The sequence below is a fragment of the Streptomyces sp. MMCC 100 genome, from assembly GCF_041538145.2.
Taxonomy (GTDB): Bacteria; Actinomycetota; Actinomycetes; order Streptomycetales; family Streptomycetaceae; genus Streptomyces.
Genome location: NZ_JBGORK020000001.1, coordinates 5,946,365 through 5,964,561 on the forward strand (window position 1 = coordinate 5,946,365; position 18,197 = coordinate 5,964,561).

Genomic DNA, 18,197 nt, shown 5'->3' on the forward strand with positions numbered 1-18,197 from the left:
GCGGTCTGCCGGCACGTGCGGCGGCGGAGACGGGAAACCACGTGTGTGCTCCTCGCGTGATGGACGGTTTACCGGCCGACGGGTGCGGGGAGTAACCCGGGCACCCCGGCCGCCCCGAGTCTGGCCGGGGCCCCTGACCGGGCGCTGACGGCTGACTGACCGCGACTCCCGCCCGGCCGGTGCCCCGCCCGGGGGTCAGCGAGCCGTCAGCGAGCCGTCAGCGCGCCGCCCCAGACTTGCCGCAGCGTCGCATCGCCGCCGCACCCCGCCCCTGCACCACCCCGTCGGCGGGCCGGGGCGGCGTTCGGCGACCGATCCACCCAGGAAAGGCGGACCTCACTGATGAGCACCACCTACGACAGGCTCGTTGATCTGCTGGTCGACGGTTTCGCGGTGGACCGCGCTGCGATCCGTCCGGACGTGACCTTCGAAGAGCTGGAGATGGACTCGCTGTTCCTCGTGGAACTGCTCCTCGTCATCCAGTCCGAGTTCGGTGTGAAGATCAGCGACGACGCCGCGGTCCCGACCGACACCATCTCCCACGCGGTGGCGCTGGTCGACAACGAGATAGCGGCCACGGCGTCATGACCGACCGCTCCGTTGCCGTGACCGGACTCGGTCTGGTGACCGCGGCCGGCCTGGGCGTCGACGCCACCTGGGAGGGGGTGTTGCGCGGGGAGTCGGCGGGAGCCAAGGACGACCGGCTCGCCGGACTGCCCGTGGACATCGCCTGCGCGGTGCCGGGCCTGGAACCGGCGCGCCACGTGGACCGGCGCAGCGTCCTGATCCACGACCGCTTCGTGCAGCTGGCGATCGTGGCCGCCCGGGAGGCCGTGGCCGACGCCGGACTGGATCCGCTGACCTGGGACGGCGCCCGGGTGGGTGTGGTCGTCGGCTGCGGACTGGGCGGCGTGTCGACGTGGGAGACCCAGCACCGGCGGCTGCTGGAGCGCGGTCCCGAGGCGGTCTCCGCGCTGCTGGTGCCGATGCTGGTGCCCAACATGGCGGCCGGGCACCTCGCGATGGACCTGCGCGCCCTGGGCCCGAACCTGGTGACCGCGACCGCCTGTGCCTCGGGCGGCACCGCGCTCGGCACCGCGGCCCGGCTGCTGCAGGACGGGACGTGCGACATCGTCGTGGCCGGTGGCAGCGAGGCGGGGGTCAGCCCGCTCATGGTCACGGGCTTCGCGCAGATGGGCGCGCTGTCCCGCCGTGTCGAGGAGCCGGCCGCGGCGTCCAGACCCTTCGACGCCGACCGGGACGGCTTCGTGATCGGTGAGGGCAGCGGCATGCTCGTCCTGGAGCGGGCCTCGGACGCCGAGGCGCGCGGCGCCACGGTCCGCGCCCGGCTCGTGGGCCACGGCGCGTCGGCGGACGCCCACCACGTCACCGCACCGGATCCCGAGGGCGCCGGCGCGCTGCGGGCGATGGAGGCGGCCCTCGCCCAGGCGGGCGTCACCGGCCACGACATCGACCACGTGAACGCGCACGGCACCTCGACGCCGCTGAACGACGCGGTGGAGGCCGCGGTGCTGCACCGGCTGCTGGGCGACGGGGCGACCGTCACCTCGACGAAGGGTGTTCTCGGGCACACGCTGGGCGCCGCCGGTGCCATCGAGGCGGCGCTGACCGTGCTGTGCGTCGAGCGGTCCACCGTCCCTCCGACCGCGAACCTGCGCCGGCAGGACGCCGCCGTCGACCTGGACGTGGTCGCCGGCGCTCCGCGGGAGCAGAAGGTGGAGCTGGCGATGAGCAACTCCTTCGGCTTCGGCGGGCAGAACGCGGTCCTGGTCTTCGCCTCCCCGTGACGGCCCTGGCCCCCCGACTCCGAACCCCCGACCCCGTCACGGGCGTCCCCCGTTCGGGACGCCCCTCGTCAACCTCCGGAAGAAGCTGTCACGTGACCGGACGAAACCTGATCCTCCAGCGCATCGTCGGCGCCCTCTACGTCCTCGCGGGGACAGGCAAGTTCTTCCCGCAGCTGGAGTCGGTGGAAGGGCGCCTCGACGACGCCTCGGAAGCCAACGAAGGAACTGTGATCTCCGGCCCCGTCGACTGGCTGGACCGTCACCCCACCGGCGTGATGTGGTTCGTCGCCGTCGCGATGGTCGCGGCGGGGCTGGCCCTGCTGTGGAACCGCCGGGGCCTCGTGATCGCCGCCCTCTACGGCCAGTTGCTGATGCTGGTGCTGTTCGTGGTGATCCTCGTGAGCAGTGTCCCCGAGATCCTGGTGATGGACGCCGCGTTCTTCGCCGCCGCGATCTACCTCCTGTACCGGTACCACGTGTCGCCGGGCGCGGGAGTCGCCGCCTCGACGGGCCCGTCCCGGGAAGCCAGGTGACCCGGCCATGACCTTCTCCGTCCCCTCCGACGCGATAGACACCCTCGAGGACGAGGTCACGCGGGCCCTGCGGACCACCGACGACCGGGCCCTGACCATTCTCGGCTACGGCGAGGTGACTCTGGTGCTGCGGCTGGAGACCGGCTCGGGCGCGTTCGCGTGCAAGCGGCTGCCGGTCTTCCCGTCCCGGGAACGGCTGGACCGGCACTCGGCGCTGGTCGACGACTACATCACCCGGCTGGACAAGGGCGGCATCGAGGTCGCCGAGACCCGCATGTGGCACCGGCCGCTGCCGGGCGGCCGGGCCGTCGCCTACTGCGTCCAGGAGGCGCTTCCCGAGGAGCGGCTGTGCTCGCGGCTGCTGCACACGGCCGAAGACGCCTGGTGCGAGGGGTTCTTCGAACGGTTCCTGGACCGCGTCGAGGCGACCGTCACCCCGCGTCTGGGCCTCGACGGACAGGCCTCCAACTGGATCGAGGTCGACGGCGAGCTGGTCTACCTCGACGTCACGACCCCGCTCGTGCGCGACGAACGCGAGCGGGAACTCCTCGACGTGCCGCTGTTCTTCACCTCTCTGCCGTGGCTGGTGCGGGACCTGGTGCGGATGGCGATGACGAAGTCGATCTTCGACAAGTTCTACACGCCGCGCGGAGTGGTCCTCGACTTCCTCGGCAATCTGCACAAGGAGCGGCTGGAGCGGCTGATCCCCCGCTTCGTCGAACAGGCCAACGCCCGTCTGGAGCAGCCGTTGGGCACCGAGGAGATCGCGGCCTACTACCGTGACGACGCGCGGATGTGGGAACTCATCCAGCGGCTGCGCAGGGCGGACCGCTTCGTCCACAACAAGGTGGTGCGCCGCCCGTACCCCTTCCTGCTGCCCCGCCATGTCGAGCGGTGAGACCACAGCGGTACCGGAGGCGGACGACCTCGCGGACCAGGTACTGCTGGACGTGTCCCGTCCGCTGCGCGTCACGCACCTGACGCCGGCGTCGCGGCGGCTCACCCTCGCCGTGGTGTCCATCGGCTGGCTGCGCGGACGGAGCCCCGAGGCACTCGCCGCGCTCCGGGCACGGTATCTGACGCCCGCCGAGACGGAGCAGGCCGCGGCGCTGCGCGCCCCCCGCCGGCGGTACGAGTGGCTGGCCGGCCGGCTCGCGCTCAAACACGCCGTCAGCGCGCACGGCCGACGGCACTGGGGCCTGGTCCGGGAGCCCCGCGCCATCGAGGTGCGCACCGTGGTCGGGGGCATCCAGGCCGGCAGGCCGGTGGTGGACGCGCCGGTCGAGGTGGGTCTGACGCACTCGGGGGACTTCGCGGTCGCCGTGTGCGGACCGCACGCGATCGGCGTCGACCTGGAGCACGACCGGCCCATGCCGCCGACCCTGGCCAGGCTGCTCGACCAGGAGTGCGACCCGCGGGCGCCGTCACCGGACGCCCGGCGGCTGGCGACCATGCCGGCGGCGCTGCGCTGGACGTGCAAGGAGGCCGTACTCAAGTACTACGGCTTCGGACTGCGGGTCGACGCCCGCGAGGTGGCACTGACCGGCTGGCTGCCGGACGGCCGCTTCACCTGGCGGCCGGGGGGCGGACTGCTGCGCCATGCCCCCACCGCCGAGACCCGGCGGCCGACGGGGTGGGCCGGCGCGGTCCACGGCCACCACCTGGCCCTCGTGGGGCGATGAGCCCGGCCTTCGAAGAGGAGACGTCATGACGACCCGCAGGACGGACCAGGCCGCCGCGCCGGTGTCCACGTTCACACAGGCGCTGGAGGCGGCGGCGGGACCGGCGGCGCTGAGTCCCTCCTCGCACAACTGCCAGCCGTGGGGCCTCGGCCGTGCCACGACCGCGGCGGCCCGCCGGGCGGCGGCGGACCTGACCGGCGAGGACGCGGACGAGTACCTGGTCCTGGCCCTGGACCGCGGGCGGGAGTTGACGGCGCTCGCCGCACACGCCGTCGAGATGGAGGTGAGCTGCGGCATCTACTGGCGGATCCTGCTGCGCGGGCTGGCGGCCCAGGGCTGGACGGCCACCGCGATGCGCGTCCTGAACGGCGACGGACAGTCCGGGGCCGACAGCGGGCCCGGAGCCGACAGCGGGTCCGGGGCCGACAGCGGGTCCGGGGCCGACAGCGGGTCCGGGGCCGAGAGCAGCTCCGGGACTGGGACCGAGAGGGGGTCCGGGACCGAGAGGGGGTCCGGGACCGACGGCGGGTCCCGGTTCGGCGCCGGGTGGCCGGCGGCGTGGACGCCGCTGTGCGTGGTGGCGCTGCGTCCCGGGCCGCCGTCCGGGGAACGGCTGGACGACCTCCGCGAGACCGCGCTGGCCCGCCGCACCCACCGCGGGCCCTACCGGCCGCAGCCGGTCTCCTCCGGGCTGCTGCGCGACCTGGCCGGAGCCGGCTCCTCACCGGATGCCGAAGGAGATCCGGTCCACGTCCGGCACCTGACCGAGCCGCGGGACCTGCGTGCGTTCGCGGCGTTCGTCGCCCGGCACGCGGGGCGTGACTTCGGGCACCGCGCCGCCTGGCGGGAGACCCACTCCTTCCTGCGCCGGGACCTCGCGGACGCGGCCGCGCGGGGGGACGGGTTCACGCCGGAGCAGCTCTTCGGCCCCATGTCCCGACCGCGCCGGGCCGCGATGCGCTGTGCACTGGCGCCGACCACGATGCATCTGCTGGGCAAGGTCGGCTACCACCGGGTGCTGGCCGCCGGGCTCGCCGACCTCGTGCGCCGCACTCCGGCCGTGGTCACCATGGGCATCGCCGCACAGGAGCCCGGGCGGGCGGAACTGCTGCGGGGCGGAGCGCGGCTGGCCGACTACTGGTGGCGGGCGACCCGGCACGGGCTGTCCCTCCACCCCGTCAGCATCGTCATCCAGCACGAAGACCTGCGCGGCCGGCTGGAGCGCGAACTGTCCCTGCCCGGCCGGACCTTCTTCGTGAGCCGGGTCGGTGTGGCCGGCTCTCCCGCGCCGCGCTCCCACCGGCGCGACGACGCCGCCGGGCACGTGGCCCTCTGAGCCGGACCGGCACGGGACCAGCAGCATTCACAAGATTCCCGACAAGATCTTCATCAGGGTGAAACAGCTTCGTACCAGGCGCTCACCCGGGTATCGCAAGCCGCCCTCCAAGTACGCACAAGCGTGCTAAGTTTGGCCGCATGACGCATATCGGGGGAATGACAAAGAAAGGCGTCCGGCACCGACCCGGCAACGCCGGGGCCGACCCGCGCCACCCGTGCCATTCACATCCTTCCCGGCCGAAAGCTCACGTATGACGACCCGTGTCCTGGTGTGCTGCGACCGCGTCATCCTGGGCGAGGGAATGCGCGCATTGCTGGAGCGGCACAATCTGAAGGTGCAGGTCGAGACCACGTTGCGTGGCTCGCTCGGCACCGCGACGGAGACCGGACCCGACGTCCTGATCGCCGTCGCACCCCTGGTGACCGTGGACGACATCGACAAACTCACGGAACTGTCTCGACTCGCCAAGACCATTCTCCTGACCAAACCGGAGAACACCCACCGCGCATTCGAGGCACTTCGCCTCGGAGTACGCGCGGTATTGTCAGCGGAAACATCGGTCGAAGAACTGGTGCACGTCATCAAAACCATCACCGAAGTGAACGCCATAATCGCCCCGGAAGAAGCCCAGGAAGCCCTGACGCGCTATTGGCGGAGCAAGGCGCCGAAGAATCTCCGCCCCGAACTGACACCTCGGGAAACAGAAGTACTCGTCTTACTGACCCAGGGAAAGACGAACACCGAGATGGCCGGCGCCCTGTCCGTCTCCAGCACCACGGTCAGGTCCCACGTACACCGGGTCCTGCGCAAACTGGGTGCGGCGACCCGCGCCCAGGCCGTCGCCATCGCCTACGAGTCGGGGCTCCTCGGCACCTGCCCGGGTTACGGCGCCCCCGCCCGCTGAGAGCCCGTGGGGCCGTACGGCTTCCTCACCGTACGGCCCCCGCAAAGCTCCGTGCCGCGTTACCGGCCGCTGCGTCAGGGCAGTGCCCGGTAGCCCGGTTCCACGCGTTCGCCGCTCATCTCCTCGACCACCGAGGCCATCGTGTCGAATGCGTCGGCCAAGCCCTGAAAGGCCTCCGATTTCATGTCTTGGGAGAATGCGTCCAGCGCGCTCACCGAGATGATCTCGAAGTAGTGAAATGGAGCGTCCCGTTCCGTGCTCACCCGCTGCACCCCGAAGGCGCGCACGCTGGGCAGTCGGGGACAGGTCGCGTAGTCGACGTCCCGGACCCAGGCCTCGAAGCGGGCCGGGTCCACTCCGTCGTGCAGACGAATACGGTGGATGATGACGTCCATGTCTCGCGTCTCCCTGGCTGTGCGCTCAGCGGCGTGCCGCGGGACGCCGGCGCCCCAGGCCCAGCGCTCGCGCGACGTTGTTCTTCTGGATCTCGTTGGTGCCGGAGAAGATCCGGGCCGGCAGCGCGTCCCTCAGCAGGGACTCCGCCTCCCCGTCCATCACCCCCAGCGCACCCCTCAACTGGACGGCGTCCAGCCCGAGTTGTACGGCGGCTTCGCTGACCGCGATCTTCGCGAGGGCCGGGCCGATCTCGTCCGCCGTGCCGTCGGCCAGTGACCGCGCCGCCCGGTAGAGCAGCAGCCTGGCCCCCTCGTAGCGGCCCAGCATGTCGACGATGCGGTGGCTGACCGCCTGGAACTCCCCGATGGGCGAGCCGAACTGTTCCCGGTCCCGGGCGTGTTCCACCGTGGACTCCAGCACCCGGCGCATCGCTCCGAGGTAGGCCGCGAACAGGCAGGTGCGCTCCCACTTCATCGACGAGGAGAAGATGCTCGCCCCGGCGCCCTCCGCTCCCAGCACCGCTTCGGCCGGGACGGGACAGTCGTCGAAGTGGACGTCGGCCGTCGGGGACCCGCGCAGCCCCACCTTGTCGTACGGCCGCCCGACCGTGAGCCCGGGGGTGGACGCCTCGACCAGGAACGTGGTCAGCCCGAAGAAGCCGCCCCGCGGATCGGTGGCGGCCTGCACCACGAACACGTCGGCCACCGGGGCGTTGGTGATGAAGCACTTGGAACCGTTGAGGACGTAGCCGCCGTCACCGGCGTCGGCGCGGGTGCGCAGGCGCAGCGCGTCCGATCCGGCCTCCGGCTCGGTGATGGCGTGCGCGGCGATCCGCTCGCCGGAACTCAGGGCCGGCAGCCACGCGCCGCGCTGCTCCTCGGTGCCGAACTCGACGATCGGCATGACTGCGGCGAACAGGTGCGCGGCGACCGAGAAGGCGAAGCCGGTGTCCGCGCAGCCGTACCCGAGGGCCTCCATCGTGGCGGCCGCGGCCACCGCGTCCAGGCCGCTGCCGCCGAACTCGCCCGGCACGGAGGTGCCCACCAGGCCCTGTTTGCCGGCCAGCCGCCAGCGCCGCCGGAAGTCCTCGGCGTCCGCGAAGCGGCCCGGGGAATCCAGCTCGCGCCGGGCGAACCGCACGACCATGTCGCGCATTTCCGCCGTCTCGGCGTCGAACCCGGCGTCGAAATCGTAGTTCATCGCGTTGCGCCCGTGCCTTCCTCGATCAGCAGGTGGTAGTTGATGCCGCCGGTTCCGAACGCACTCACCGCGGCGCGCCGCGGCCGACCCGGCTCCGCGGGCCAGGGCCGGGCCTCGGTGGCCACCCGCGCGGGGACGGCGTCCAGGGCGAGGTCGGGGCTGAGTTCGCGCAGGTTGACGCTGGGCGGCAGGGTCGCCCGTCGCAATCCCTGGAGCGTGCGCAGCAGTCCGGCCGCGCCGGCCGCCGCGAAGGTGTGACCGAGGAAGGACTTGGCGGACCCGATGTGCAGCGGTGCCGTACGCCGCCCCGTGCCGTACACCTGCGCGGCGGCGGCGACCTCCACCCGGTCGCCCAGCCGGGTCCCGGTGCCGTGGGCCTCCAGGTAGTCCACCTCGTCCGGGCCGAAGTCCACCTGGGCGAAGGCCTGCCGTACGGCCCGGGCCTGGCCGTCGGCGTCCGGGGCGATCAGCGACTTCGCGTCGTTGGACGCGCCGACCGCGCGGAGCACGCCGAACACCGGGTCGCCGTCGCGGCGGGCGTCCGCCAGGCGCTTGAGCAGGAACAGCGCGCAGCCGTCGCCCGGGGTGAAGCCGTCGGCCGCCGTGTCGAAGGGGGTGATCCTGCTGTGCGACAGCAGGCCCAGCGAGGAGCACAGCACCATGTCCCGCGGGTTGCACGGCAGTTCCACGCCACCGGCCACGGCGTAGTCGGCCCCGCCGGAGCGCAGCCGACCCACGGCGACGTCGAGTGCCGCCAGCGAGGAGGCGCAGGCGGCCTCCACGGCCACCGGTACGGAGTCCAGGCGGTGTTCGTTGCCGACGAGGGCCGCGATGCCGCTGGCGACGCAGCCGTCCCAGGTGGTCGGCAGGTCGACGGGGCCGGGCTCCGCGAACCGGTCCCGCACCAGTTTGGTCAGTGCCTCGACCTCGTCCGGCCCGAGTGCGCCGAGCGTGGCGAGGGACCGGACGTCCGCCTCCAGGTCGTCGAGGCACAGACCGGTGTGCAGTCGGCGTTCCCTGGAGAGGCCCAGGTTGCTGCCGACGGCGACGGTTCCGACGCCCTCGAGTGTGTGCGGCGGGCGCCCGTAGCGGGCGAACATCTCGGTCGCCACGTCGAGTCCGAGGCGCTGGGCCGCGTCCATCGCCGCGTACCGGTGCGGCGGGATGCGCAGCCCGGCGGGCGGCGCCGACGGCACCGGGACGGGCGCGCCCAGGTCGGTGTAACTGCGCCCGCGGGCGAGCGCGCCCGGGGCGTGGTAGAGGTCCCGGTCGAACGACTCGGCCGGCAGCGGCCCGATCCGGTCCCGCCCGGAGAGCATGGTCCGCCAGAAGCCGTCCGCGTCGGGCGAGTCGGCGAAGCGCCCGCCGAAGCCGACGATCGCGATGGGCTCCCCGGCACCGCGCACGAACGAACCGGCAGCCCCGCGCCCGCCGGCAGCCCCCTCGCCCGACGGCCTCCCGCCGACCGAGGCGCGGCCCGAGGAGCCGACGGCCGGCGCCGACGCCGCAACTCCGGCGGCGGCCGGTACGTGTTCTTCGAGCAGCACGTGACAGACCGTTCCGGTGAGCGAGGCGCCCAGCACCGCCGCCCGGCGGGGCGTGCCGTCCGCGGACGGCCCCCACGGCTCGGCCGCGCGCGGCACGCGGAACGCGCCGGCCGTCGGGCCCGGCCCGGTGCCGGTCCGCACCGGGGGGACGGTGCGGTGGTGCAGGGCCAGCGCCGCCTTCGTGACACCGGCGAGCCCGGCGTTGGCGAAGGTGTGGCCGAGCCGGTCGCGCACGCTGCCCAGGGCCACCGAGTCCCGCGGGGCATCGGCGTGGATCGCGGCGATCGCGTCCTGCTCGGCGCGCCCCACGGCGCCCGGGCCGTGACCCGCGCACTCGACGAGGCCCACCGACCCCGGCGCGACGCCCGCCGTACGGTGCGCGGCCTCGGCGGCCGCCCGGCGGTGCTCGGCCGACAGCGAGTAGCGGAAGGTGCCCGGCCGCGCCTCGTGCCGCAGTGCGCAGTCCAGTACCGACGCGTACACGCGGTCGCCGTCCCGCTGCGCGGTCGACCGGCGCTTGAGCAGCAGCGCCCCGAGTCCCTCGGCGAGTACGGGAGCGTCCCCCGTCCCGTCCGGTGCGGCCGCGAGCCCCTTCGCCGCCAGCGCCCGCCGCGCGAAACGGCCCTCGTCGCGTTGCCCCACCACGACCAGGGCGGCGTCGGTCAGCCCGGCGCGCAGGCTGTCCACTGCGTGGGCGAGGGCCCAGAACGAGGTGGCGTCCGCCGACTCGACGGCGAGGGTGCGTCCGCGCAGCTTGAAGGCGGACGCGATGCGCGCCGGGATCGTACTGGCCATCTCCCCCACCCGGTCGTGCGGTGAGGCACCGAGCCGGCGCGCCAGTACGTCGTTGAGTTCCCGTTCGGCGGCCCGCGGGTCGGCGCCGGTGTCCCGCCAGGGGCCGTCCGCGAGGACCTCCGCCAGGTCCCGGGCGTAGCGGGCGCCGTCGACGCGCAGCGCGTTGGCGTACTGCCGGTCCAGGCCCAGGCAGGTGCCCACGACGACGTCCGTGCGGCCCGGGAGGCCGCCGGGGCCCGTGGCGTCGTCGAGGCACTGGCGGGCCGCCTCGACCATGAGCAGCTGCAGGCGGGCCATGGAGGCCGCCTGGGCCGGCGGGATGCCGAACCGTGCGACGTCGATCTCGATGTCACCGAGGCTGCCCGGTACCGGTGCCGGTCCCGCGCCGGTGCCGGACGGGGGCGCGTCGGCGAGCAGCAGCCGCCACAGCTCCTCGATGCCGTGGGCCCGGGGGTAGAGAGCGGACATTCCGACGATGGCGATCGGTTCTGCGGGGGCCGGCGCCGCCGGTGTCGCCGGCGCCGCGTCCCTGTCTGTGGCTGTTTCCTTGTCTGACAACTTCTCGTTCCTGTTCACGAGGGCGCCGGCCGCGACCGGGGCGGGGGCCGTCAGGCGGTGAGCAGGCTGGTACCGGCCGGGGAGTACGGCTCCCGCCACAGCGCGGACGGCACCTTCAGGACCGGGTCCTGCGCGAGGATCTCGGCGTGCCGCCGGCGCAGCAGCGCGCCCGGCTGGACACCCAGCTCCTCGTCGAGCCGCTTCCTGGCCAGGTGGTAGGACTCCAGGGCGTCGCCCTGACGCCCCACCCGGTAGAGGCCGACCATCAGCAGCTCGCAGAACCGCTCGCGCAGCGGGTACTGCGCCACCAGCTGCTGGAGCATGGCGATCGCCTGGGCCTCGCCGCCGAGCAGGAGCATCGCGCTCACCAGGTCCTCCAGGGCGGTGAGCCGGCGCTCCTCGAACAGGGCCGCTGCGCCCCGGCAGCGCCTGCCCTCTCCCGCGTCGATCAGGGCGGGACCGCGCCACAGCCGTAGGCCGGTCTCCAGCAGTTCGACGGCGCGTGCCGGGTCGGCGGGGAGCAGGGACGCGCCCTGCGAGGCGAGCCGCAGGAAACGGTTGCCGTCCACGCACCGTGGATCGATCTCCAGGAGGTAGCCGCCGAGCACGGAGCGCACGATGCCGCCGGCCCGCTCGGGACAGGCACGCTCGTTGATCACTTTCCGGGCCCGCGCGGCATGCGCCTGGAGGGCGTTGAGGACGTTGTCGGGCGGGTTCGCGCCCCAGAGCTCGTCCACCAGGTCCGCGAGCGACACGGCGCGGCCGGCGTCGATGGCGAGCGTGGCCACCAGCGTGCGGACCTTGCCGGCCCGGATCCCGCCGCCGCTGTGCGGCGTGTTGATCGATACGGGTCCCAATATGTTGATTTCCACACATCCCCCGAAGTTGTACAGGCTGTATCCGTGGTCCGAGGGGGTCAACCGCGCGCAGCCGGACGGCCCGGTTCGTCGGGTCGCCCTCGCGCGCTCCCCCGCACTCCCGTGAGCGGACGGGGGTGCTGGTCCGCGGCGGATCCTGACCGGCCCCGAAGGGCCGTCGCCCCGGTTCCGGCCGGGCTCTCGACCGGTTTTCGAACCACACTCTTGCCGGAGTCCATCGTGGCAAGCACTCCCCCACCCGTCATCCACCGAACGATCGGAATCCGGCCTCAACACAGGCCCCTCGGAATGGGACGCCACCGTCAATGTGTTGAGGCGCGACCGCGCTCCGGTTCAACGGAACTGAACGACGCGAACGAACCACCCCGGCGGGGTCCGGCGGCGGCGGACCGGCATGATGGTGACCTGCGGCCCTCAGCGGGGCCGCAGGTGTTTGCCCGTCGAGCCGAAAGAGGAAGATGAACGGGATGTTCACCCCGGTAAGAGGGCTGAGAAGAAGAGTGGTGTGAGCCGTGCACATTGTCATCATGGGCTGCGGGCGGGTGGGCTCCGCGCTCGCCCAGACCCTGGAGCAGCAGGGGCACACGGTCGCCGTGATCGACCGGGACCCCACCTCCTTCCGCCGCCTCGGTTCCTCGTTCGGCGGTCGTCGGGTCACCGGCATCGGCTTCGACCAGGACACCCTGCGTGAGGCGGGCATCGAGGAGGCCGGCGCCTTCGCCGCCGTCTCCAGCGGGGACAACTCGAACATCATCGCCGCCCGCGTGGCGCGCGAGATGTTCGGCGTGGAGAACGTCGCCGCCCGCATCTACGACCCGCGCCGCGCCGAGGTCTACCAGCGCCTGGGCATCCCCACCGTGGCCACCGTCCGCTGGACGGCCGACCAGATGCTGCGCCGGCTGCTGCCCTCGGGTGCCGAGCCGCTGTGGCGCGACCCCACCGGAGGCGTCCAGCTCGCCGAGGTGCACACCTCCTCGGCCTGGGTCGGTCACAAGATCAGCCGGCTCCAGGAGGAGACGGGCGTGCGGGTGGCGTTCGTCACCCGGCTCGGGGAGGCGATCCTGCCCTCCTCGCAGACCGTCCTGCAGGAGGGTGACCTCGTGCACGTCATGATGCGCACCGACGAGGTCCACAAGGTCGAGGCGGCGTTCGCCAAGGGTCCCGAAGAGGAGGGCGGTCACTGATGAGGGTCGCCATTGCCGGAGCCGGCGCGGTCGGCCGTTCGATCGCGGGCGAGCTGCTGGAGAACGGGCACGAGGTCCTGCTCATCGACAAGGCGCCGACCGCCATCTCGGTCGAGCGCGTCCCGATGGCGGAGTGGCTGCTCGCCGACGCGTGCGAGATCACGTCGCTGGACGAGGCGGCGCTCCAGCGCTGCAACGTCGTCATCGCCGCGACGGGCGACGACAAGGTCAACCTGGTCGTGTCCCTGCTGGCCAAGACGGAGTACGGCGTTCCGCGCGTCGTCGCCCGGGTGAACAACCCGAAGAACGAGTGGCTCTTCAACGAGTCCTGGGGCGTGGACGTCGCCGTCTCCACCCCGCGGCTGATGTCGGCCCTGGTGGAGGAGGCGGTGAGCGTCGGCGACCTGGTCCGGCTGCTGCGCTTCAGCCACGGCGACGCCAACCTCGTCGAGCTGACGCTGCCGGAGGAGTCGGCCCTGGCCGGCACCCAGGTCGGCGACGTCCAGTGGCCCGAGGACACCTCGCTGGTGACGATCATCCGCGGCACCCGGGTGCTGACGCCGTCCCAGGAGGACTCCCTGGAGGCCGGCGACGAGCTGCTCTTCGTGGCGGCCCAGGCCCGCGAGGAACAACTGGAGGACCTGCTGTCGGCGCGGCGGCGACCCGACGGACTGGTCTGACCGACACGGAGGACCCGTCTACGGCGCTGGGGCGCCCGGAATTCTCCGGGCGCCCCAGCGCCGTACTGCCCCGTCCCGCCCGTCAGGCCTTGCGGTGCCTGCCGCCGCGCAGGTCCGCGGCCTCCCCGTCGGCCTCGGACGGCGCGGGCAGGATGCCGTCGGTCTCCTGGTCGCGCCGTTCCCGCTCGGCCTTCTCCGCCTTCTCGACCTCTTCCGCCGCCTCCATCTCCGCGAACACGTCGATGGGAGCCGGCGCCTTGGCCAGGAAGACCCAGGTCAGCCAGACGGCGAGCAGGAAGGGCGGGATCTTCAGGGTGACCAGGACCCAGCCGAGCTGCTCGGTGTCCGCCCACCAGTACAGCGGGAAGAGGATCGCGCTCTTGCCCAGCAGGATCAGGCCCCACGCGTAGCTGGCCTTGGTGTACGCCTTCTTGCGGCCCGGATTGCGGGTGCGCCAGGAGAGGTTCTCCTTGAAGACCGGGCCGAGGATCAGGCCGATCAGCGGCACCCCTGCCAGCGAGGTGACGATGTACGCCAGCGCCAGGCCCAGGGTGTAGAGCATGCCCGGCAGATAGAAGTTCTTGGCGTTGTCGGTCATCATCGCGAAGACCACGCCGAAGGCGACGCCGAAGACCCCGCTGAACGCGTGCTTGACGGTGTCCTTCATCACGAGCCGGACGACGACCAGCACCACCGACACGGCCAGCGCCGCGATCGCCGACATGTGCAGGTCGTTGTTGAGCGTGAAGATGGTGACGAAGAGCAGGCCCGGCAGCACCGTCTCGACCATGCCCCGCACGCCGCCGAACGCCTCGAACAGCGCGGCCTCCGTCACCGCCCGGGCGTCGTCGTCGGCCTCTGTCGTCTCTTCGGTCGGCTTGTCGAGCGACGTCACCGGCTACTCCCGTCCGAGGGGTCTCAGTTCGTATTTCGGGTTGAAGAGCACCCGGCGGCCGTGGCTCATGGAGACCCGGCCCGATGCGATGAGCTTGCGCCCCGGCTCTATGCCCACGATGGAGCGTCTGCCCAGCCACACCACGTCCAGGGCGGCGGAGCCGTCGAACAGCTCGGCCTCCAGGGCCGGGACGCCCGCACGCGGTCGCAGGGTGACCGTGCGCAAGGTACCAGTTACCGACACGACCTGCCGGTCCTGGCAGTCTCCGATGCGCGTGCAGCCGGCGGTGTCGGCGTCCTCGCGCAGTTCCTCCGACTCCAGGTCCTCCTGCGACGAGGAGAGCCGGTCGAACATGCGCCGGAACCGGCCCACCGGCTTGTCGGAACGCGGAGCAGCACTCATATCTGAAGCGTACCGGGGCACGCCGACAGCCATGCACCCCTCTCGGACCGGGATGGCGAGGCTCACTTCTCGAAGCGGTAGCCCATGCCCGGCTCGGTGATGAAGTGCCGCGGGTGCGCGGGGTCGGCCTCGAGCTTGCGGCGCAGCTGGGCCATGTAGACCCGCAGGTAGTTCGTCTCCGTCCCGTACGACGGCCCCCACACCTCCTGCAGCAGCTGCTTCTGGCTCACCAGGCGCCCCGTGTTGCGCACCAGCACCTCCAGCAGATGCCACTCGGTGGGCGTCAGGCGCACGTCCTTCCCGCCCCGGTGGACCTTCTTCGCGGCCAGGTCGACGGCGAACTCCGCGGTGTCCACGACCACCTCGTCCTCGCCGCCCGGGACGGGCTCGGACCGGCGGACGGCGGCCCGCAGCCGGGCCAGCAGCTCGTCCATGCCGAAGGGCTTGGTGACGTAGTCGTCGGCGCCCGCGTCCAGCGCCTCGACCTTCTCGTCGGAGGAATGCCGGGCGGACAGCACCAGGATCGGCACCCGGGTCCAGCCGCGCAGCCCCTTGATCACCTCGACGCCGTCCATGTCGGGCAGGCCCAGGTCCAGCACCACCACGTCGGGGTGGCGGGCGGCGGCGAGCTGGAGGGCGGTGGCCCCGTCGTGGGCGGCGTCGACCTCGTAGCGGCGCGCCTTGAGGTTGATCACGAGGGCGCGCACGATCTGCGGTTCGTCGTCGATCACGAGGACGCGGGTCATCCGCCGGCCTGCCTTTCTGCGGTCGCGAGGTGGGGGGTCGTCGCGGAGGAACCGGAAGAACGCACCGCGCGCAGGGTGAGGACCATGGTGAGGCCGCCGCCGGGGGTGTCCTCGGCGTTCAGGGTGCCGCCCATGGCCTCGGCGAAACCGCGGGCCACGGCCAGGCCGAGCCCCACTCCGGCCCCGCGCGGGGCGTCGCCGTAGCGCTGGAAGGGCTCGAAGATGCGGTCCTTGGCCTCGTCCGGCACTCCCGGTCCCCGGTCGACGACGCGCACCTCGACGCGGTCGGCGAGGGCACTGGCGGCGACCAGGACGCCGCGGCCGGCCGGACTGTACTTGACGGCGTTCTCCACCAGGTTGGCCATCGTCCGCTCCAGGAGCCCGGCGTCCACGGCGACCATGGGCAGCGTCTCCGGGATGTCCAGCTCCGCGCTCCCCTCGGGCACCCCGCCGAGCGCCATCGGCGCCACCTCGTCGACGTCGATCTCGCGGATCAGCGGCGTGACGGTGCCGGTCTGGAGGCGGGACATGTCGAGGAGGTTGCCCACGAGGTGGTCGAGGCGGTCGGCGCCCTCCTCGATGCCTTCGAGCAGCTCGGCCCGGTCCTCCTCCGACCAGGCCACGTCCTCGGACCTGAGGCTGGTGACCGCCGCCTTGATCCCGGCCAGCGGAGTGCGCAGGTCGTGGCTGACGGCGGCCAGCAGCGCGGTGCGGATGCGGTTGCCCTCGGCCAGCGCACGGGCCCGGTCGGCCTCCTCGCGCAGGCGGCGCCGGTCCAGGACGACGGCGGCCTGGGCGGCGAAGGCGGCCAGCACCCGGCGGTCCTCGGCGGGCAGGACGCGGCCGGTCAGCGCGAGCGCCAGGTGGTCGCCGACGGGCATGTCCACGTCCGCGTCCTCCGGGCGGTCGACCGGGGGTCCCGACCCGGCGCGGCCGGCGCAGGTCCAGGGCGCCACGTCGCCCTCCCGCTCCAGGAGCGCGGCCGACTCCATGCCGAAGGTCTCGCGCACCCGCTCAAGGAGCGTCTCCAGGCTGGTCTCGCCGCGCAGTACGTCACCGGCGAGGAAGGACAGGATCTCCGACTCGGCGCGCAGCCGGGCGGCCTGGTGGGTGCGGCGGGCCGCGACGTCGACGACCGAGGCGACGGAGAGCGCGACGCCCACGAATATGGCGAGCGCAAGCATGTTCCTCGGGTCGGCGATGGTGATCCGGTTGACGGGCGGCGTGAAGAACCAGTTCATCAGCAGCGACCCGACCGCGGCCGAGGCCAGCGCCGGATACAGCCCGCCGAGCAGGGCGGCCGCCACCGTCAGCGCCAGGTAGAGGAGGACGTCGTTGGCGAGCCCGAGGTGGACGGTGCTGAGCAGCAGCGTCAGCAGTACCGGCCCGCCCAGACCCGCGAACCAGCCCCAGACGATCCGGGAACGGCCGAGCCGCGCACCCCTGGCCACCGGCAGCCCGCGCCCCTTGGCGACCTCCTCGTGGGTGACGATGTGGACGTCCAGGTCGGGGCCGGACTCGCGGGCGACGGTGGCGCCGACGCCGGGTCCGAAGACGTACTGCCAGGCCTTGCGGCGCGAGGAGCCGAGGACGATCTGGGTGGCGTTGACGCCGCGGGCGAAGTCGAGCAGGGCGGCCGGTATGTCCTCGCCGAGCACGTGGTGGAAGGTGCCGCCGAGGTCCTCCACCAGGGTGCGCTGCACCGCCAGCTCCTTCGGGGAGGCGGAGGTCAGCCCGTCGCTGCGGGCGATGTAGACGGCCAGCACCTCGCCGCCGGCACCCTTCTCGGCGAGGCGCGCGGCCCTGCGTATCAGCGTCCGGCCCTCGGGGCCGCCGGTCAGGCCGACCACGATGCGTTCGCGCGAGCCCCAGATCTTCGAGACGCGGTGCTCGCTGCGGTACTGCTGGAGGTACTCGTCAGCCCGGTCCGCCACCCACAGCAGCGCCAGCTCGCGCAGGGCGGTGAGGTTGCCGGGGCGGAAGTAGTTGGACAGGGCCGCGTCGACCTTGTCCGGCTGGTAGATGTTGCCGTGGGCCATGCGCCGGCGCAGCGCCTGGGGCGACATGTCGACCAGTTCGATCTGGTCCGCGCGCCGTACCACCTCGTCGGGCACGGTCTCGCGCTGCCGTACGCCGGTGATGGACTCCACGACGTCGCCGAGCGACTCCAGGTGCTGGATGTTGACGGTCGAGACGACGTCGATCCCGGCGGCGAGGAGTTCCTCGACGTCCTGCCACCGCTTGGCGTTGCGCACGCCGGGGACGTTGGTGTGGGCCAGCTCGTCCACCAGTGCCACCCGGGGGCCGCGGGCCAGGACCGCGTCCAGGTCCAGTTCGGTGAAGGCCGCGCCGCGGTGCTCGACCTCCCGGCGCGGCACCTGTTCCAGGCCGCGCAGCATCACCTCGGTGCGCGGGCGGCCGTGGTGCTCGACGAAGGCCACCACGCAGTCGGTGCCCCGTTCGACGCGGCGGTGGGCCTCGGACAGCATGGCGTACGTCTTGCCGACGCCCGGCGCCGCGCCGAGGTAGATCCGAAGCTTGCCGCGTCCCATGGCCTCATTGTCTTCTGGTCAGCGCCGAGTGCGCAGCGTCGACCTTACGGCCCGCAATCGCGACAAAACGGGGCGGGGTGCGGATGCCGGTCGCCCTT

At 72.7% G+C, this 18,197-nt stretch carries 17 protein-coding genes; 9 read left to right on the top strand and 8 right to left on the bottom strand.

Annotated features, from left to right (window positions below; genetic code table 11):
- Positions 1-342 precede the first annotated feature (342 nt).
- The 7 genes from ABS735_RS27490 to ABS735_RS27520 all read left to right on the top strand — a co-directional run bounded on the left by ABS735_RS27490 (position 343) and on the right by ABS735_RS27520 (position 6,266).
- Complete coding sequence (locus tag ABS735_RS27490) at positions 343-588, top strand: acyl carrier protein (RefSeq protein WP_373903566.1); 246 nt, start codon at positions 343-345, stop codon at positions 586-588.
- The gene (locus ABS735_RS27495; RefSeq protein ID WP_373903565.1) at positions 585-1,808 is read left to right on the top strand and encodes a beta-ketoacyl-[acyl-carrier-protein] synthase family protein; all 1,224 of its coding nucleotides are present in this window, start codon (positions 585-587) and stop codon (positions 1,806-1,808) included. Before ABS735_RS27490 ends, ABS735_RS27495 begins: the two co-directional genes overlap by 4 nt.
- Positions 1,809-1,900: 92 nt before the next feature.
- Entirely contained in the window at positions 1,901-2,341 is a 441-nt protein-coding gene (locus ABS735_RS27500) for a DUF6041 domain-containing protein (RefSeq protein WP_373903564.1), read from the top strand.
- Positions 2,342-2,348: 7 nt separating this feature from the next.
- Complete coding sequence (locus tag ABS735_RS27505) at positions 2,349-3,239, top strand: DUF6206 family protein (protein ID WP_373903563.1); 891 nt, start codon at positions 2,349-2,351, stop codon at positions 3,237-3,239.
- The gene (locus tag ABS735_RS27510) at positions 3,226-4,023 is read left to right on the top strand and encodes a 4'-phosphopantetheinyl transferase family protein (protein WP_373903562.1); all 798 of its coding nucleotides are present in this window, start codon (positions 3,226-3,228) and stop codon (positions 4,021-4,023) included. The genes ABS735_RS27505 and ABS735_RS27510 overlap by 14 nt, the downstream gene beginning before the upstream one ends.
- Positions 4,024-4,048: 25 nt before the next feature.
- The gene (locus tag ABS735_RS27515; protein WP_373903561.1) at positions 4,049-5,359 is read left to right on the top strand and encodes a nitroreductase family protein; all 1,311 of its coding nucleotides are present in this window, start codon (positions 4,049-4,051) and stop codon (positions 5,357-5,359) included.
- A 253-nt stretch (positions 5,360-5,612) separates the two neighbouring features.
- On the top strand, positions 5,613-6,266 hold the full coding sequence (locus ABS735_RS27520; protein WP_373903560.1) for a LuxR C-terminal-related transcriptional regulator: 654 nt from the start codon (positions 5,613-5,615) through the stop codon (positions 6,264-6,266).
- Positions 6,267-6,340: 74 nt separating this feature from the next.
- Here ABS735_RS27520 and ABS735_RS27525 read toward each other — a convergent pair whose 3' ends face one another.
- The 4 genes from ABS735_RS27525 to ABS735_RS27540 form a co-directional block, all read right to left on the bottom strand.
- Positions 6,341-6,661, bottom strand: coding sequence for a RedY protein (locus ABS735_RS27525; protein ID WP_373903559.1), 321 nt, complete (start codon positions 6,659-6,661; stop codon positions 6,341-6,343).
- A gap of 25 nt (positions 6,662-6,686) precedes the next feature.
- Positions 6,687-7,862 carry an L-prolyl-[peptidyl-carrier protein] dehydrogenase gene (redW, locus tag ABS735_RS27530; protein ID WP_373903558.1) on the bottom strand — a complete coding sequence of 392 codons (1,176 nt, stop codon included), beginning with the start codon at positions 7,860-7,862 and terminating at the stop codon, positions 6,687-6,689.
- Positions 7,859-10,672, bottom strand: a complete 2,814-nt coding sequence (locus tag ABS735_RS27535; RefSeq protein WP_373903557.1) for a polyketide synthase — start codon at positions 10,670-10,672, stop codon at positions 7,859-7,861. The genes redW and ABS735_RS27535 overlap by 4 nt, the downstream gene beginning before the upstream one ends.
- A 140-nt stretch (positions 10,673-10,812) precedes the next feature.
- On the bottom strand, positions 10,813-11,619 hold the full coding sequence (locus ABS735_RS27540) for an AfsR/SARP family transcriptional regulator (RefSeq protein WP_373903556.1): 807 nt from the start codon (positions 11,617-11,619) through the stop codon (positions 10,813-10,815).
- Between the two features lie 533 nt (positions 11,620-12,152).
- Here ABS735_RS27540 and ABS735_RS27545 point away from each other — a divergent pair.
- Positions 12,153-12,824, top strand: coding sequence for a potassium channel family protein (locus ABS735_RS27545; protein WP_061442112.1), 672 nt, complete (start codon positions 12,153-12,155; stop codon positions 12,822-12,824).
- Positions 12,824-13,504: a potassium channel family protein gene (locus ABS735_RS27550; RefSeq protein ID WP_373903555.1), complete on the top strand. Its 681-nt coding sequence runs from the start codon at positions 12,824-12,826 to the stop codon at positions 13,502-13,504. The genes ABS735_RS27545 and ABS735_RS27550 overlap by 1 nt, the downstream gene beginning before the upstream one ends.
- Positions 13,505-13,586: 82 nt before the next feature.
- Here ABS735_RS27550 and ABS735_RS27555 read toward each other — a convergent pair whose 3' ends face one another.
- The 4 genes from ABS735_RS27555 to ABS735_RS27570 all read right to left on the bottom strand — a co-directional run bounded on the left by ABS735_RS27555 (position 13,587) and on the right by ABS735_RS27570 (position 18,099).
- Positions 13,587-14,399 (bottom strand): DUF3159 domain-containing protein, encoded by an 813-nt coding sequence (locus ABS735_RS27555; protein WP_373903554.1) that lies wholly within the window; start codon positions 14,397-14,399, stop codon positions 13,587-13,589.
- A gap of 3 nt (positions 14,400-14,402) precedes the next feature.
- Positions 14,403-14,801, bottom strand: coding sequence for an OB-fold nucleic acid binding domain-containing protein (locus ABS735_RS27560; protein WP_078606511.1), 399 nt, complete (start codon positions 14,799-14,801; stop codon positions 14,403-14,405).
- Positions 14,802-14,863: 62 nt separating this feature from the next.
- On the bottom strand, positions 14,864-15,547 hold the full coding sequence (locus ABS735_RS27565; RefSeq protein ID WP_373903553.1) for a response regulator: 684 nt from the start codon (positions 15,545-15,547) through the stop codon (positions 14,864-14,866).
- Positions 15,544-18,099 (bottom strand): ATP-binding protein, encoded by a 2,556-nt coding sequence (locus tag ABS735_RS27570; RefSeq protein WP_373903552.1) that lies wholly within the window; start codon positions 18,097-18,099, stop codon positions 15,544-15,546. The genes ABS735_RS27565 and ABS735_RS27570 overlap by 4 nt, the downstream gene beginning before the upstream one ends.
- Between the last annotated feature and the right edge of the window lie 98 nt (positions 18,100-18,197).

Coding starts and splice junctions, on each gene's coding strand:
- ABS735_RS27490 (WP_373903566.1), top strand. CDS start 343: ATGAGCACCACCTACGACAGGCTCGTTGATCTGCTGGTCGACGGTTTC.
- ABS735_RS27495 (WP_373903565.1), top strand. CDS start 585: ATGACCGACCGCTCCGTTGCCGTGACCGGACTCGGTCTGGTGACCGCG.
- ABS735_RS27505 (WP_373903563.1), top strand. CDS start 2,349: ATGACCTTCTCCGTCCCCTCCGACGCGATAGACACCCTCGAGGACGAG.
- ABS735_RS27510 (WP_373903562.1), top strand. CDS start 3,226: ATGTCGAGCGGTGAGACCACAGCGGTACCGGAGGCGGACGACCTCGCG.
- ABS735_RS27515 (WP_373903561.1), top strand. CDS start 4,049: ATGACGACCCGCAGGACGGACCAGGCCGCCGCGCCGGTGTCCACGTTC.
- ABS735_RS27520 (WP_373903560.1), top strand. CDS start 5,613: ATGACGACCCGTGTCCTGGTGTGCTGCGACCGCGTCATCCTGGGCGAG.
- ABS735_RS27525 (WP_373903559.1), bottom strand. CDS start 6,661: ATGGACGTCATCATCCACCGTATTCGTCTGCACGACGGAGTGGACCCG.
- redW (WP_373903558.1), bottom strand. CDS start 7,862: ATGAACTACGATTTCGACGCCGGGTTCGACGCCGAGACGGCGGAAATG.
- ABS735_RS27535 (WP_373903557.1), bottom strand. CDS start 10,672: ATGTCCGCTCTCTACCCCCGGGCCCACGGCATCGAGGAGCTGTGGCGG.
- ABS735_RS27550 (WP_373903555.1), top strand. CDS start 12,824: ATGAGGGTCGCCATTGCCGGAGCCGGCGCGGTCGGCCGTTCGATCGCG.
- ABS735_RS27560 (WP_078606511.1), bottom strand. CDS start 14,801: ATGAGTGCTGCTCCGCGTTCCGACAAGCCGGTGGGCCGGTTCCGGCGC.
- ABS735_RS27565 (WP_373903553.1), bottom strand. CDS start 15,547: ATGACCCGCGTCCTCGTGATCGACGACGAACCGCAGATCGTGCGCGCC.
- ABS735_RS27570 (WP_373903552.1), bottom strand. CDS start 18,099: ATGGGACGCGGCAAGCTTCGGATCTACCTCGGCGCGGCGCCGGGCGTC.